A 14,927-nucleotide genomic window follows, 5' to 3' on the forward strand; every position below is an offset into this window, starting at 1 on the left:
GTTTGCAGGCAAGCTCACTTAATGAAAGCGCCCTCTTGTCGCTGCTGCTCTCTATGCGCAAGTATGTCGACAAATGCACGCACTTTCGCAGGACGAAAACGTGCTAATGGGAAAACGACATGTATGCCGCCGGAGGGCAAACTCCACTGGGGTAAAATATGTATAAGGCGTCCGGCGGCTATGTCGCCTGCAATGACATAATCCGGCAATACCGAGATTCCTGCACCAGCGTACAACGCTTCGCGTACCGCGAGTGTAGCATCAAGAAAGATTGAGGCGCGCACGTGGATGGTTCTGCGTTCACCCTTACTGAGTGAAAACTCCCACTGCAATGGATGGGGCAGCGCTTTATTAGCAATGAACGGGAATTTCAATAACTCTTCTGGCTGAGAGAGCTGCGCCACCTCTTTTTCAAGGCTTGGCGATGCAACTAGCAATTGCCGAAAAGAGCCTATTTTCCTTGCCTGCACGCTTGCCTCTGTTAGCCAACCAACACGGATAGCCAGTTCGATATCCTCAGCCATCAGATCGACTTTTTGATCCCGCAGCGTGGCATCGACCCGGCAATCGGGATATTGCTGGGTATATGCAGCAATCGCAGGCACCACAAAGGTGACACCGTAATCGAAAGGGGCGGTCAACCGTAATGTGCCTGTCGGCTCCTGGGCTATTTCGCCTAACTCATCAAAAGCATCTTCAGCTTCACGGAGAATCAAGGCACAGCGTTGGTAAAACACTTTTCCAGCGGAGGTAACTTGTACCGATCGCGTCGTACGCGTAAGGAGAGAGGTTCTAAATTCTTGTTCAAGACGTGCCACCTGCTGGCTAACCACCGCCTTGGTGATACCCAGACGCTCTGCGGCGGCCGTAAAAGACCCCGTTTCAACCACAGCAGCAAAATAAGCTAAGCGCCGCAAGTTATTAAATCCGCCTAGCTTACTTCCACTTCGACTGTATGCTTTTTCCATACGCATAATATGCTTCGTATGTATTTATCCGTCAATACAATCTCTTTAGCATGCGAGTCAATCATGTATAGAGAGACTCGACTATGAATAACACTTTGTACTACCTATTCGATCCTTTGTGTGGCTGGTGCTATGGCGCAACATCATCTGTTTCAGACGTGATCGCGGCAGACGATATAAAAGTGGTTCTGTTACCCAGCGGCCTTTTCACAGGCCGTGGCGGAAGGCAAATGGATCATGAATTCGCGGCCTATGCCTGGAGTAACGATCAGCGGATTGAGCGCCTAACGGGACAACTATTCACTCAACTATATCGCGATCACGTGTTAAGCGATCATCATCAGCGGTTTGATAGTAGTGCCGCTACGCTAGCGCTAACGGCAGTATCGCTTGCCGCACCCGCCGATGAGTTCGAGGCTTTAAAAGCAATCCAATACGCACGCTACGTACAGGGTCGAGACGTGACATCTCAAGTCACGTTGGTTGAGATTCTACAAGGACTTGAGCTGACACAAGCGGCAGAGTTAATGACAAGTGCCAGTGAAACACTTATGCATTCCAATCGTTCTCGAATTTCACAGGCTCAAACACTAATGCAGAAGCTTAACGTTCGAGGAGTGCCCACGTTCATCGCTCAGTCGAGTGAAAACCTAAAGGCTCTTTCCACGAATGAGTTGTATGCCAACCCCAGTGCGCTAGCCCAACAGATACGCGCGCTATAACGCACCAACTTAATCAATTGACCCTCTAAACAAAATTGCAGAAGGAAGAAAAAATGGCTACTCGGCGTATGTTTTTAAAGTCATTAACTGCCTTAGGATTATCCATGGCTATAAGCACTGGTAACCTAAGTGGCATAAAAAAGAGCCTCGCGTCTGATGATCAATTAAGTTGGCAGCACTTTCCTGCTGGAGAGCATGGCTTTTTCCGAGCGCCCGTACTGGTGACGGGAGCAACAGAGGCAGTATTAATTGACAGCGGCTTTACCTTATCTGACGGACGTGCCGTTGCCGAGGCAGTCCAACAGAGCGGTAAGCAGCTAACCACCGTCTACATTAGCCAAAGCGATCCTGATTACTATTTTGGCCTTGGCGCGATAAAAGCAGCCTTCCCTGATGCTCGCATTGTCGCAGCTTCAGCTACCGTTGATGCTATCGAAGCTAATGTAGAGAAAAAAATCTCTACATGGTCACCCCAACTTCAAGACAATGGCCCTCAGTCACTTGATGATATCGTTATGCCTGAGGTTTTCGACGGCCATTTATTGCAAGTCGATGGTGAAGATATCCAGATTGTTGACGTGGAGGGTTTACCTAATCGTCGCTATCTTTGGGCTCCTTCCTTAAATGCTGTTTTTGGAGGTGTGCTGGTATTCTCAGACCTACATGTGTGGATAGCAGACACCCCTACTGCTGAACAGCGAGCGGCTTGGATACAAGCGCTTGATGAAATGGCAGCACGCTTTCCTAAGGTCGTTATACCCGGTCACATGCAACCTGACGCAGCTATTGATGCTTCCGCGATTCAATATACACGTGACTACCTATTAGCATTTGAAGAAGAGCTCGCCAAAGCGAATAACAGCGATGAACTCATTGAAGCAATGACCCGTCGCTACCCAAATGCAAAGCTAAGCGTTGCACTACAGATTGGCGCTAAAGTAGCTATGGGGGAAATGGACTGGGGATAGTCATTTTTCCCTGTAGTATAGAGGTGGCCGATGACTATCTTTCTGTAATGGCAGCTTGGTCACCCAACTTGCAAGGTTCAGTTGTGGAGGTGCCCACGCTGTAGACACTTTATAGACACATACGAAAAAGCCGCCCTTTCGGACGGCTTAATCTAATTCTCTAACGCTTTGATTTTAACCACTTTTAAGTGGTGCCGACACCAGGAGTCGAACCCGGGACCTACTGATTACAAGTCAGTTGCTCTACCAACTGAGCTATGTCGGCTCTTCGCGCTTTCTTGAGAATATGATTGCTTCACTGTTAAGCTTTGCAATCAACAAGAAATCTTGTTGGCAATGGCTGGGGTACCAGGATTCGAACCTGGGAATGCCGATACCAAAAACCGGTGCCTTACCACTTGGCGATACCCCAACGTTTGGTGGCCAGAGACGGAATCGAACCGCCGACACGGGGATTTTCAATCCCCTGCTCTACCAACTGAGCTATCTGGCCGCTGCCAACGGTGCGTATTAAACTAAAAACTCAGCTTTTCGTCAACACTTTCGTGAAACTTTCTTTCTAGTCACGTGCTTAGGGCACTTCTTTGCAGGGCTCAAAACGTGCAAAAGCCGCGCCATCCGTGGGCTGCACCGAGTTTCACTCCTTACAGCCTTGCTTCCTGAACGCTTAAGCCTGGGTAGGCGGCACGTAACCTTCCGCTTGATCCGTTGCTTCGTTATTTAGAAAACGCTGCATTTGATCCATCAAATAGGCGCGCGCCTCAGGCTCTAACATGTTGAGGTGCTTTTCATTAATCAAGCGCGTTTGCAACGACTGCCACTCTTCCCAGGCCTGCTTAGACACGGTGGCTTGAATCTCTTGTCCCTGCTTACCTGGTAATGGTGGAAATGGCAGGGCGGGCAGCTCTTGTTGGTACTTGCGGCAGAAAACGGTGGTGCTCATGGTGTGCTCCTTTATGAATAACGGTGCGAATATAAAAGTAATAACGCGAGTGAGGTTAGCGCGACGGCCCTGGCGTTGGATCTAAGGAAAAAGGCGCCAGCTGGCTCAGCAGCGATTTAACCGGCGCAGCCAAGCCAAGCGTGGGCGGTTCGTCAACGTCATACCACACGCCATCTTCTCTTACGCCGTTCAGCCTATCGCAACTGACGGGCTGAGGCGTAATCAATAGCCGAAAATGACTAAACGTATGAGTAAAGCTGGGCATTGGCGCATGGCGTTCGGGGGACGTCACATGATCAGCCAGCCAATCGTTCAGTTCACTATGCTGCTCAAATTGAGGCAGGCTCCATAGGCCTCCCCACAAGCCGCTGGGTGGCCGTTGCTCTAACCACACCCGCCCTTGCCTGTCTCGTAGCATCAGCATAATGGTTTCACGCGTCGGCAAGGCTTTTTTAGGCTTGGATTCGGGAAAGCGTTGCGGCTCACCTTGGGCATAGGCACGGCATACGTCGTTAAACGGACAGATCAGGCAATCAGGTTTGCTGCGTTTACATAGCGTGGCGCCGAAATCCATGATGGCTTGGGTATAGTCGGCAAGACGGGTATTGGGCGTGAAATACTCAGCCAGTGTCCATAGTGAACGCTCTACTGCTGGCTTGCCTGGCCAGCCAGCAATGGCATGCAAGCGAGTCAGCGATCGTTTTACATTGCCATCTAAAATCGCGGCCTGCTGACCAGAACGTTGTTTATCAGAGCTATGTTTATCAGAGCTATGTTTATCAGAACTTTGCGCGATGATCGCGCCAGCAGTGGAGCGGCCGATACCCGGCAGCGCCATTAACGCTTCGACACTGTCCGTTGGCAGCTCTCCCCCATGGGACGCTAACGCCACTTGAGCCGCTTTATGCAAATTACGGGCACGGGCGTAGTAACCCAGCCCGGTCCAAAGATGCAGCACGTCGTCCTGAGGTGCGTTGGCCAGTGCTTCTAACGTGGGAAAGCGCGTCATAAAGCGTTTGAAATAGGGAATGACCGTAGCGACCTGGGTTTGTTGGAGCATAATTTCAGATACCCATACCCGGTAGGCACTTCGGGGCGACTGCCAAGGCAGGTCATGCCGTCCATACTGATCGAACCAGGTAAGCAAGCGACGTTGAAACTCTTCCGCCGCGAGGCACGGTGTAAACATGTCGGCCATAGGATTTCCTTAAACAGTAAAACGGCACCCTGCAATTAGCCGTCAGTTGGCCTTGCTATTATGTGGCTAACTAACACGCAAAAAAGCGCCGGCGGTAAGGCCGGCGCGCACTTATTGTATCGATTCAAAACGTGCATGAATGCTCAGTTAAATAGACGACGAATCCCCTCACGAAGTTCCTGACCAGCACCTTCTCCTAAGCGTTCGTCAATTTGATCAAGCGAATCGCCCAGCCGTTCCTCAAGCTCTTCTTCAAGACGGCTGCCTGCTTCATTACGAAGTAGGTCTATCACCGCTGCTTGGAAAGCCGAACGATCAAATCGGCACCACTGGGTTTTATCGTCGCCCACATGGCCTTCACAACGAACTGGAAGAGGCAACTGCTCTAAACGCGGGTTCACGTTACAGGCGGCATCCGCCGTGTCGACCAGCCTAGCATTTGCCTCAGTCGTAAAATTCAGCGTATTGAGATTGAATTCGCCTTCACCTTGTACGTCAATGCCAGGAAGGGTGATAAGCAAATCGTCACTGTTTACTACGCCATTACGCACTTGGAAGGTCGCGTCAAACCGTTCAAAGCGCGTATCAGGTTCCCATTCGCGCAGGGTGCCTTCGCCCTCTAGCTGCGCCACTATCTCACACATTTGCTGAGAGATATTCGTTTGCAGAATAGCGCCGTCGTTCAGTTGTGCACTTAGCTCGCCGTTAAGATTATTGGTGAGCACATCACGGCGATTGCCTTGGGTAGTCAGTGCGCCTTCCAAGTTGAAGCGGCCTCGTAACGGTGACGCCTCTTCGCTAAAGGTTTCAATGAGCGGTGCGACCTGAACATCACTGACACGTGGAGAAATCTGCCATTCCAGTACGTTTGCTGTCGCATCTAGACGGCCAGTCGAATTAAGCTCGCCCTCATAAAAACGCGACTCAAAGGCTGTCAGTTGGTGCACTCCATTCTCGCCGCGCAAGCTTAGCGAAGTGCCATCGAACGTTAATCCAGCCAGCACAAGCTGGTCGACGCTTAAGTCCCCCTCTAGCGATAGCGTGCTCAGCCATTCCTGAGGTAATAGTGCCCCATCGGTTTGGGCGAAGGCTTTGCGCAGCATGCCTCGGCTAGCTTGTTGAGCGGTTTCCGGACCAGGCAGATAATGATCAATATTCAGCTGGTCGCCTTCCAGATTAAAGGCGAGCCGAGTACCGTCCAGCGCGGCGGAAATATTACCTGTAAAGGTACTGTCGTCCACTACTAAGGAAAGACGCGGCAGTGCAATACTCGTCATATCTCCTTCAATTGGGCTAGTCATCGCCACATCTCTCAGGGCACTTTCATTGGCCGTATTGAGAGTAATGCCTGCGCGAGATAACCAAGGCCGCAATGTAAAAGGCGCTGCGGTGAGTTGGCCGCTGTACTGAGGAGAGTCTAAAAACTTTTCGACATTGAGATGGCCACTGACTCTCAGTCCATCCGGCCCGGTTAACTGAGCATCTTTAAACTGAGCAGTTTGCGCCGCCCAGTCACTTTCCAAACCAAATGCCAACGAAAGCGCGAGGCTACCCTGCCAATTGTCTGGATGACGTAAGCCCGCGTCAACGACACCCTCGCGAATCGTAAGTTGCTGCTCACCCATTCGGGCAACTATTTCAGCTGCTTTCAAACTAAGCTGCTGCGGATCACTTTCTCCAGAGCGTCGCGTACGAGTCGTCAACTGGATATTTTCAAAAACCAGCTGCTCATCTTTCAAACCTAAACGAAGACGAGTTTCGAGATTCACTTCGCTGCTCAGGTCGGGCGTACGCTCCAACACCTCTGCATCTAAGCGATTATGCTTAGTTAATGTGAACATGGTTTTTAAAGGGAAGGAACGTAACGGATTGACGTTGGCGCCTGAAATATTGAGCGACTGCACACGCCAAAGTGCTTGGCTTTGCTCATCACGAAAACGAATATCAGCATTTTTCACTTCTACACTGGCAATATTCAGCACCACCGACAAATTACCAGCATCTGCGTTGGGGCCAGCGCTTGCAGGCGCCAGTACCGTTTCCGCTGTTTCGTTACCCTGCTCAGCGAGGCGCTCTAGTAACGGCTGCCAATTACCTTCGCCCTGCTCATCCTTTTCAAGGTTTAAGCGCATGCCATCTAGGGTTAAGCCGTCAACCGCTATTTCGCCGCGTAATAAAGGGGCAAAGGCTACGCTAACTTCAGCTCGCTCAATGGCGGCAAACGCACTCTCGTCCTGAGCTTGCTCTGGCAGCCACGCTTTTGCCTGCTCAACACTGACCCCTATACGCGGATAAAATGACCATGTGATTGGGCCTTCCAACGCTAGATTCAGGCCAGTTTGTTCTTCTACCACCGCAGTTAGCCGAGGCTTGAAATCTTCTGGGTCAAGAAAAGTGGTGACATACACCACTGCGGCAACGGCAACAATCGCTAAAATACCTACCGCAGCCAGCAAAATACGTAGTAGATGATTCATTGCCCTTTTCCTTGTGGGTCTAGCTCAACAAAATCACTGGTGATGGAATCATCCGACTGTGCGGATGATTCAGGGGCTACGGGGCGATAACCAAGCTTTGAGAGCAGTACTCGATCTGCTAACGGCAGCGACGACGTTTCGATGCGCAGCATACGTCCTTCTTGTTTTGCCTGCTCTCCTAACAGTGCCATTAGTCGCGCGCCTACGCCACGCCGTCGGGTGGGTTTACGCACGCACAGCTCGGAGAGCCACCACGCGCGGTCAGTTGCCTCTTTTATTGCAACCGCACCGAGCAGTCGATCGTTAAAATGTGCGCAGGCAAAAAAGTGCTGCCCTTTTAAATGCTGTTCAATAAAAGGGGCGACCGTTGGTGTAGGCATTCGCTCTTGGGGCGCATCTTCATAAATGCGTATTAGGTCAATACGCACCTGCTCCTCAGCTTCCCAACGGGCCTGGTCGACGTAATGCAATGTCACCGGCATGGTGAAATCCTCTTTGCCAAAGCAGCAAGGCTGCTATTCTACCGCCAGCAAAGGCGGCTACCTTTCGCGCATTGTAGCGGATGGGGGCGCCGATTCACTATAATGGTCGCTTTTGGCACAGGTTATGCTTTGATCTAGCGGTGTTAACATTACCCGATGATCCACCAATACCCCCTCAGAGTGCGCATCAGCGCAGGAGATGCAACATGTCAGCGCGTATTGCCACGGTAAGCCGTGACACCAACGAAACGCAGATTACGGTCAGCGTCAACCTTGATGGCGAAGGCCGTCTCCGCAGCGACACCGGCGTTCCGTTTCTTGATCATATGCTTGATCAAGTAGCTCGCCATGGGATGGTGGATCTCGATATTGACGCAAAAGGCGATCTGCACATCGATGATCACCACACAGTTGAAGATCTAGGCATTACCCTAGGCCAAGCATTTCACCAAGCGATCGGCGATAAACGCGGCATCTACCGCTATGGGCATGCTTACGTTCCTCTTGATGAAGCGTTGTCCCGTGTGGTTATCGACTTCTCCGGCCGTCCAGGTCTCTATATGAATGTCGACTTCACCCGCGATACCATTGGCCGTATGGATACCCAGCTGTTTTGGGAATTTTTCCAAGGCTTCGTCAACCATGCGCGCGTCACCCTGCATATTGACAATGTAAAAGGCTTTAATGCTCACCATCAGGCTGAGACTATATTTAAAGCGTTTGGCCGCGCGCTGCGCATGGCGGTGGCAGAAGACCCGCGTATGGCGGGACAAATGCCGTCTACCAAAGGAAGCCTATAATGCCGGGTATTACAGCGAGTGGTAGCTCGCCAACGATAACAAGGAGCGCTTTATGACCATCGCGGTAATCGATTATGGAATGGGCAACCTACACTCTGTGGCAAAAGCGCTTGAGCACGTCACCCACGAAAATGTGATTATTACTCGCGACCCTCGACGTATTTTAGGTGCAACGCGCCTAGTACTCCCGGGCCAAGGGGCTATTCGGGACTGTGTCGGCGAGCTGGAACGTACCGAGCTACGCGGTCTAGTCGATGACATCCTTACCCGTCAAGCTAAACCACTATTGGGTATTTGCGTGGGCCAGCAAATGCTGATGGAGCGTAGCGAAGAGAACGGCGGCGTAGATTGCCTGGGCTTTTTCCATGGCAGCGTTGATCGTTTTCCGGCCAATATGCGCGATGATTACGAACAGCGCTTAAAAGTTCCGCACATGGGCTGGAACCTTGTGGCGCAACATCACGATCACCCGCTATGGTCAGGCATTGACGATAACGAACACTTCTATTTTGTGCACAGCTACTACGTTAATGCGACCGACGATGCCCAAGTGTTTGGTACTACCCAGTACGGCAAGGTTTGCGCCCATGTAGCGATTGGCCGTGATGCCACCTTCGCTGTGCAGTTCCATCCTGAAAAAAGCTCCCGCGCGGGCCTTCGCCTGCTAGAAAACTTTGTCACCTGGACGCCCTGAGAGGTTTCACAATGTTGGTAATTCCCGCGATTGATCTCAAAGACGGCCAGTGTGTGCGCTTGAAGCAAGGCCGCATGGAAGATTCAACGTCCTACGGCGATGACCCTGTTGCCATGGCCGCTCGCTGGGTAGAAGCGGGTGCTCGCCGCCTGCACTTGGTTGATCTAAACGGCGCTTTTGAAGGCAAGCCGATGAACGGCGAGGCAGTCACCGCAATTGCGCGCGCCTACCCTAAACTGCCCATCCAAATTGGCGGTGGTATCCGCTCAGCGGAAACCATTGAGCATTATTTAAATGCCGGGGTTTCTTACGTCATTATTGGCACTAAAGCGGTTAAAGAGCCGAACTTCGTGGGCGAAATGTGCCGTGCGTTCCCAGGCCACATTATTGTTGGCCTGGATGCTAAAGATGGCTATGTGGCCACCGATGGCTGGGCGGAAGTATCCACTTTAAAGGCGACCGAGCTCGCCAAGCGCTTTGCCAATGACGGCGTTTCCAGCATTGTCTATACCGACATTGCCCGCGACGGCATGATGCAAGGCGTCAATGTAGAAGCCACGGCTGCGCTAGCCCGTGAAGGTGGCTTACCAGTGATTGCTTCCGGCGGCGTCACCAATTTAGACGACATTCGTGCGCTGTGTGATGTCGCTGACAGCGGCATTTGCGGCATTTTAGGCGCGATTACCGGCCGCGCGATCTATGAAGGCAGCCTCGATGTGGCAGAAGCTCAGCGCTTGAGCGACCAGCTTAGCGGAGGCGACAAATGAGTTTAGCGAAACGTATTATCCCCTGCTTAGATGTCGATGCCGGACGCGTGGTGAAAGGCGTTAACTTTGTAGGCATCCGTGATGCAGGCGATCCGGTCGAAATTGCCCAGCGCTATAACCAGCAGGGTGCCGATGAAATCACCTTCCTCGACATTACCGCCAGCCATGAAAACCGTGACACAACGGTCGACATGGTAGAGCGCATTGCCGGTGAAGTGTTTATTCCCCTCACCGTGGGGGGAGGCATCCGCAGCTGCGATGATATTCGCACGATGCTGAATGCAGGGGCTGATAAAGTCTCCATCAATACCGCCGCGGTGACCAACCCTGAGTTTGTTCGCGAAGCCGCCGAGCGCTTTGGCAGCCAATGTATTGTGGTGGCGATTGACGCTAAGAAGGTGTCTAAAGAAGGCGAGCCTCCTCGCTGGGAAATATTCACTCATGGTGGGCGTCGACCAACGGGACTGGATGCCATCGAGTGGGCCAAAAAGATGGTAGAGTTTGGTGCTGGCGAGTTATTGCTCACCAGTATGGATCGCGACGGCACTAAAGTGGGCTTTGATCTGGGGGTTACCCATGCTATTTCTGAAGCCGTCAGCGTGCCGGTAATTGCCTCTGGCGGTGTAGGAAACTTGGATCACTTAGTAGACGGCGTACTCAAAGGTGGTGCCGATGCAGTATTGGCAGCAAGCATCTTCCATTTCGGTGAATATACGATACCAGAAGCAAAACGTTACATGGCGGAACGTGGCATCGAAATGCGCCTTTAGCGAAACCACTTAGTAGTGAAATCACTTAGCAAAAAGCCCTTCTCTCAGGAACAGTGACATGCCTCGTTATTATCAATGGGCAGGAGGGATAGCAGGGATTTGGCTGAGCACTACCGTCTCAGCCTTTTCTTTGCCAGATTGGCCTCCCACCTTAGAACTCGATCACACACTGGTGCAAACCAGTTTGCTAACGCGCCACTTCGATCCTGACCCTGACCATACCAATCAGCAAAAACTGGTAAGCATTGAACTACATAATCCAGACCGCTGGTTAACAGGGGCGGCATGGTTTAAAAACTCGTTTGATCAACCAACCTGGTATTTTTATGCAGGGCGTGAATTCCCGCTTTGGCAATTTGCCGAAGAGATCAACGTACGCGCCAAGCTAACTGGCGGGCTACTACACGGCTATAAAGGTGAATATCGCGACAAGATTCCCTTTAACCATTTAGGCACGGCGCCTGCACTGCTACCCAGCATTGGCGTGCAATGGGGGCGCGTAGAATCAGATCTCATCATCTTCGGCACCGCCGGCATGATGGTGACGGCGGGCCTGCGGTTTTAACCAGCTTCGACAGCTACTCCTTGCCCTCGTCTAAGGTTAAACCAAGATTACTAATGCCGTTATTACGCCCTAGCTGACGAATTTCTTTTAGGTAGGCTTTAGTAATTGGCTCACTCACGGCGTCCAAAACAGCGTCCTGGAAATCATTTTCGTCGGCCATCAAGGGATGGTCGCGAATGATCAGCGCAAGCGCCTGGGCATCTTCTTCACCTTCCGTTAGCTCGATAAAAGCGCGAACGCCCGCTCGCGAGGTGCGGCTGACATCTAACACGGCTTCAGGCGACTCCCCCAGCAGCGTATCCAGCAGCGCGGATACCGACACAACAGCATCTAACGCTCGGCGCGCTCCAAAGCTCTCATCATCTTCCGGAGGTTCGCACTCAGCCAGCTTTTCCGCTTGCCGAGCAAAGTCAATGCTAGCATTAGAAACGCTCAGCCGTTCCCACACCAGGCTCAGCACAGTACGCAGTGTATGCTCGTCACCTAACCCCGTGGTTTGTTGATAAAGCGCGTAGTTAGGTAGCAGACGTTCACACAGGGCTGCCATAAACGCTTGCTGAGCGGGCAACGGCAACTGTTGAAGCCGCTGGTAAAATCCTAGGGGTTTAGCCACCATGCTGATTTCCTGGGTCACAATATTGGTGAAATGAACGCGATACGTTATCGTCGCACAAACGCGGCAGGAGATCCCTATCGCGTTATTAACATCGGCCGGCGAGGAGATTACCATGCATATTCATCTGCTACAGCACGGCCCTGACCATGGTCCCGCTCGTCTAACTGACTGGCTTGAGAGTATGGGCCATAGTTACACCGTTTTTCATCTTTATGCGGGCGAGCTAACTCCACGACCAGGTGAGTGCGATGCGCTAATTATACTGGATGGCCCTGAACGTCTAGTAAATGATCCACCCGATTGGTTTAAAGCCGAACGCAAGCTGATTAACCGCTATCTGGATGGGCAGAAACCATTATTGGGTATTGGCTTGGGCGCACTGTGGATAGCGGAGGCGCTGGATGCCGTTATTGCACCAGGCACCTACCCTGAAATTGGCTGGCACCAAATAACACTTGCCCCGGAAAGCACCTTTGACCTACCCGAACAATTTGAGGCATTTATGAGGCACCGCCTCGTGTTTAGCTTACCGGAAAGCGCACTACCGCTAGGCGGCAGTGCAGCAGCACCACTGCAAGGTTTTTCGTGGGACGCCGGGCGTGTCGTCGGTTTACTGTGTCATTTCGAAGCGACGGCTTCCAGCGTATCACCACTGCTCAATGCCGATGAATGGCCACAGCCCAAAACTGCCTCAGCAGGGCGCTTTATACAAACCAGTGAACAGATCCTAGAAAATGCTGGACGCTTTCATCAGTTAGCCCCGCTGCTAGACCGCGTGATGACCCAATGGCTGAAAGCGGCATAAGCTATAGATGAATACAACGCCGCTAAGCGCTCCACTGCCTAGCGGCTTCTAAGCAGCTTTCCCAATCGCCAACATGCAGTTCCACAGGGCGGTTATCTCGCTGCTTTTCAAGATGATAGCGATAAAGTGGGTCGTAATATTCGGTCAACAGTGGCGCAAGCCATGCTTCGTGGGCTTGAATATTCCCTAGTGCATGGGCATCAAAAGCCATACCTTGTAATCGCTGTAGACGCTGCAATCGGGCATTGCCTAAGCGTTTCGCCAAACGCTCCAGGGCATTGGCTAATTGGAGTCGCATACGTTGCCAGCCCTCTTGTGGGCCGTAACGGGCAGTGTAGCGCTGTTCAAGTGCTTCGATATAGTCGCGGCGCAACTGCTCTAAACGCCAATCCAAGGGCATCTCAATGCGTATTCGCGGCGCACGTTGCAGGGCATGCCAAAAGGTAAGCGGAATATTGGCATTACCGATTTGCCGCGACTCATCTTCTACCACTAAGCTTCCCGTCAGCCCAATTAAGCGCTTGGCTAAGGCATGCTCAAAATCAATTTGTGTTGTCGGTTCTTCTGGCTGCCTCCCAAAAGCCGATCCTTTATGGTTGGCAAAAGCCTCTAAATCAATGCCGTTACTCAATTGATTAATTAGCGTCGTTTTCGCGCAACCTGTCAGCCCCGCCACGACCAGCATCGGCTGGCTGGAAGCCTCATCAATGCGCTGACATAGCCGTTGCCGCATCGCTTTCCAGCCACCGTCAATGCGCGGCCGGTTGATGCCTGCATCAGCAAGCCATTGCTGTGCAATTTGCGAACGCAGCCCTCCGCGAAAACAGTAGATAATAGCGTCTGGTTGACGCGCTACGTATCCCAGCCACGCGTCAACGCGTGCTTGCTTAGTGCCACCGCTGACTAAACGTTCACCTAATCCGATTGCTGCCTGCTGTCCGTGCTGTTTATAAGCAATGCCCACTTGATGGCGCTCATCATCAACCATTAACGGTAAGTTAACCGCGCCAGGCAAACTGCCTTGAATAAATTCAACCGGGGCGCGCACATCTATCAGCGGTGTTGTTTGCGCGATTAAGTTCAATGATGCCGGAACAGTGGCTAGCGTCATCCAATAACCTCAATCAAAACGTCGCCTTGAGCTGCCTTCATGGTACCAAACGGTACCAAGGTAAGACTGTGCTCACGACCAATACGCTCTACATCATCTTCCCAGGCAGGGTCGACACTGATCAGCAAACCACCTGACGTCTGAGGATCACACAGCCATTGCCAGTGAGCATCGTCCATCACAGGCAACGCTTTACCAAGGGCTTCGCGATTGCGCAGCGAACCTCCGGGGACAGCGCCCTGCCGACGGTAGGCTTCGGCTTCTGCTAAACGGGGTAAGCGGCGAAAATCGATCTGCGCCATCACACCGCTTGCGCTGCACATTTCAGCTAGGTGTCCAGCAAGGCCAAACCCGGTGACATCCGTCATAGCGTTAACGCCTTTCACCTTAGCTAACTCAACACCGATATGATTGGGCTTGAGCATCGTTTCACGGGCAAGGCCATGGTGCCCAGCCTCTAACAAACCCCGTTTTTCGGCTGTGGTTAGTAGCCCTACGCCAAGTGGCTTGGTTAGGAATAACAGGTCATTAGGCTTTGCTTGGCTGTTGAGCTTTAAATGCGCTAAATCGACTAACCCGTTGACCGCCAAACCAAACATCGGCTCAGGAGCGTCGATCGAGTGACCGCCCGCTAACGCTACCCCTAGCTCACGACAAACAGCCTGGGCACCGGCAACAACATCACCCGCGATTTCTGCGCTGAGTTTATCCAGCGGCCAACCTAAAATTCCCAATGCCATGACCGGCGTGCCACCCATGGCATACACATCGCTAATCGCGTTAGTGGCAGCAATACGACCAAAATCAAAGGGGTCATCGACAATCGGCATAAAGAAGTCGGTGGTCGCAATCATGCCGCGGCCATCACCCAAATCATACACCGCTGCGTCTTCGCGTCCCTTGTTACCGACAATGAGTCGTTTATGGCCCGCGGCAGGCCCAGCTTTAGCAAGAATCCCATCCAGTACATCTGGTGCAATTTTGCAGCCGCAACCCGCTCCGTGACTATATTGGGTTAACCGAATTGCACTCATGGCGCCT

The 14,927-nt window shown here is 52.1% G+C and carries 16 protein-coding genes and 3 tRNA genes; 8 read left to right on the forward strand and 11 right to left on the reverse strand.

Features of this window, described 5'->3' with window-relative positions; genetic code table 11:
* Nucleotides 1-14: 14 nt before the first annotated feature.
* On the reverse strand, nucleotides 15-974 hold the full coding sequence (locus ACN06F_RS15080; protein WP_253486091.1) for a LysR family transcriptional regulator: 960 nt from the start codon (nucleotides 972-974) through the stop codon (nucleotides 15-17).
* A gap of 77 nt (nucleotides 975-1,051) precedes the next feature.
* Here ACN06F_RS15080 and ACN06F_RS15085 point away from each other — a divergent pair, with 77 nt between their 5' ends.
* Both ACN06F_RS15085 and ACN06F_RS15090 read left to right on the forward strand, forming a co-directional pair.
* Nucleotides 1,052-1,690: a DsbA family protein gene (locus tag ACN06F_RS15085; RefSeq protein WP_038478275.1), complete on the forward strand. Its 639-nt coding sequence runs from the start codon at nucleotides 1,052-1,054 to the stop codon at nucleotides 1,688-1,690.
* A 104-nt stretch (nucleotides 1,691-1,794) separates the two neighbouring features.
* On the forward strand, nucleotides 1,795-2,658 hold the full coding sequence (locus ACN06F_RS15090; protein WP_198349856.1) for an MBL fold metallo-hydrolase: 864 nt from the start codon (nucleotides 1,795-1,797) through the stop codon (nucleotides 2,656-2,658).
* Between the two features lie 189 nt (nucleotides 2,659-2,847).
* Here the strand turns inward: ACN06F_RS15090 and ACN06F_RS15095 are convergent.
* From ACN06F_RS15095 to ACN06F_RS15125, 7 genes are all read right to left on the reverse strand, one after another.
* Nucleotides 2,848-2,923, reverse strand: a tRNA-Thr gene (locus tag ACN06F_RS15095).
* 72 nt (nucleotides 2,924-2,995) lie between these two features.
* Nucleotides 2,996-3,070 (reverse strand) — tRNA-Gln (locus ACN06F_RS15100).
* A 5-nt stretch (nucleotides 3,071-3,075) separates the two neighbouring features.
* Nucleotides 3,076-3,151, reverse strand: a tRNA-Phe gene (locus tag ACN06F_RS15105).
* A gap of 174 nt (nucleotides 3,152-3,325) precedes the next feature.
* Nucleotides 3,326-3,601: an oxidative damage protection protein gene (locus ACN06F_RS15110; RefSeq protein WP_083007102.1), complete on the reverse strand. Its 276-nt coding sequence runs from the start codon at nucleotides 3,599-3,601 to the stop codon at nucleotides 3,326-3,328.
* A 55-nt stretch (nucleotides 3,602-3,656) separates the two neighbouring features.
* Nucleotides 3,657-4,799 (reverse strand): A/G-specific adenine glycosylase, encoded by a 1,143-nt coding sequence (gene mutY, locus ACN06F_RS15115; RefSeq protein WP_433924199.1) that lies wholly within the window; start codon nucleotides 4,797-4,799, stop codon nucleotides 3,657-3,659.
* A gap of 143 nt (nucleotides 4,800-4,942) precedes the next feature.
* Nucleotides 4,943-7,276: an AsmA family protein gene (locus tag ACN06F_RS15120; RefSeq protein WP_038478287.1), complete on the reverse strand. Its 2,334-nt coding sequence runs from the start codon at nucleotides 7,274-7,276 to the stop codon at nucleotides 4,943-4,945.
* On the reverse strand, nucleotides 7,273-7,758 hold the full coding sequence (locus tag ACN06F_RS15125) for an acetyl-CoA sensor PanZ family protein (RefSeq protein WP_433924200.1): 486 nt from the start codon (nucleotides 7,756-7,758) through the stop codon (nucleotides 7,273-7,275). The genes ACN06F_RS15120 and ACN06F_RS15125 overlap by 4 nt, the downstream gene beginning before the upstream one ends.
* Before the next feature lie 206 nt (nucleotides 7,759-7,964).
* Here ACN06F_RS15125 and hisB point away from each other — a divergent pair, with 206 nt between their 5' ends.
* The 5 genes from hisB to ACN06F_RS15150 are packed head-to-tail and all read left to right on the forward strand — an operon-like array spanning nucleotide 7,965 to nucleotide 11,354.
* The gene (gene hisB / locus ACN06F_RS15130) at nucleotides 7,965-8,558 is read left to right on the forward strand and encodes an imidazoleglycerol-phosphate dehydratase HisB (protein ID WP_009724907.1); all 594 of its coding nucleotides are present in this window, start codon (nucleotides 7,965-7,967) and stop codon (nucleotides 8,556-8,558) included.
* 52 nt (nucleotides 8,559-8,610) lie between these two features.
* The gene (gene hisH / locus ACN06F_RS15135) at nucleotides 8,611-9,252 is read left to right on the forward strand and encodes an imidazole glycerol phosphate synthase subunit HisH (RefSeq protein ID WP_038478294.1); all 642 of its coding nucleotides are present in this window, start codon (nucleotides 8,611-8,613) and stop codon (nucleotides 9,250-9,252) included.
* A gap of 11 nt (nucleotides 9,253-9,263) precedes the next feature.
* Nucleotides 9,264-10,019 (forward strand): 1-(5-phosphoribosyl)-5-[(5-phosphoribosylamino)methylideneamino]imidazole-4-carboxamide isomerase, encoded by a 756-nt coding sequence (hisA, locus tag ACN06F_RS15140; RefSeq protein WP_433924201.1) that lies wholly within the window; start codon nucleotides 9,264-9,266, stop codon nucleotides 10,017-10,019.
* Nucleotides 10,016-10,789, forward strand: a complete 774-nt coding sequence (gene hisF, locus ACN06F_RS15145; protein WP_038478299.1) for an imidazole glycerol phosphate synthase subunit HisF — start codon at nucleotides 10,016-10,018, stop codon at nucleotides 10,787-10,789. The genes hisA and hisF overlap by 4 nt, the downstream gene beginning before the upstream one ends.
* Nucleotides 10,790-10,847: 58 nt before the next feature.
* Nucleotides 10,848-11,354: a hypothetical protein gene (locus tag ACN06F_RS15150; protein WP_051626361.1), complete on the forward strand. Its 507-nt coding sequence runs from the start codon at nucleotides 10,848-10,850 to the stop codon at nucleotides 11,352-11,354.
* A 13-nt stretch (nucleotides 11,355-11,367) separates the two neighbouring features.
* On the opposite strand, the gene ACN06F_RS15155 is transcribed toward ACN06F_RS15150, so the two are convergent.
* Entirely contained in the window at nucleotides 11,368-11,970 is a 603-nt protein-coding gene (locus tag ACN06F_RS15155; protein WP_038478301.1) for a YjaG family protein, read from the reverse strand.
* 112 nt (nucleotides 11,971-12,082) lie between these two features.
* Here ACN06F_RS15155 and ACN06F_RS15160 point away from each other — a divergent pair, with 112 nt between their 5' ends.
* Entirely contained in the window at nucleotides 12,083-12,775 is a 693-nt protein-coding gene (locus ACN06F_RS15160) for a type 1 glutamine amidotransferase (RefSeq protein ID WP_253486095.1), read from the forward strand.
* A 22-nt stretch (nucleotides 12,776-12,797) separates the two neighbouring features.
* Here the strand turns inward: ACN06F_RS15160 and mnmH are convergent, their stop codons facing one another.
* Nucleotides 12,798-13,886, reverse strand: a complete 1,089-nt coding sequence (mnmH, locus tag ACN06F_RS15165; RefSeq protein WP_433924202.1) for a tRNA 2-selenouridine(34) synthase MnmH — start codon at nucleotides 13,884-13,886, stop codon at nucleotides 12,798-12,800.
* Entirely contained in the window at nucleotides 13,883-14,920 is a 1,038-nt protein-coding gene (gene selD / locus ACN06F_RS15170; protein WP_095604463.1) for a selenide, water dikinase SelD, read from the reverse strand. Before selD ends, mnmH begins: the two co-directional genes overlap by 4 nt.
* Nucleotides 14,921-14,927: the final 7 nt, after the last annotated feature.

It is taken from the genome of Vreelandella sp. 21 (genome assembly GCF_050995515.1).
GTDB classification, from domain to species: Bacteria; Pseudomonadota; Gammaproteobacteria; order Pseudomonadales; family Halomonadaceae; genus Vreelandella; species Vreelandella alkaliphila.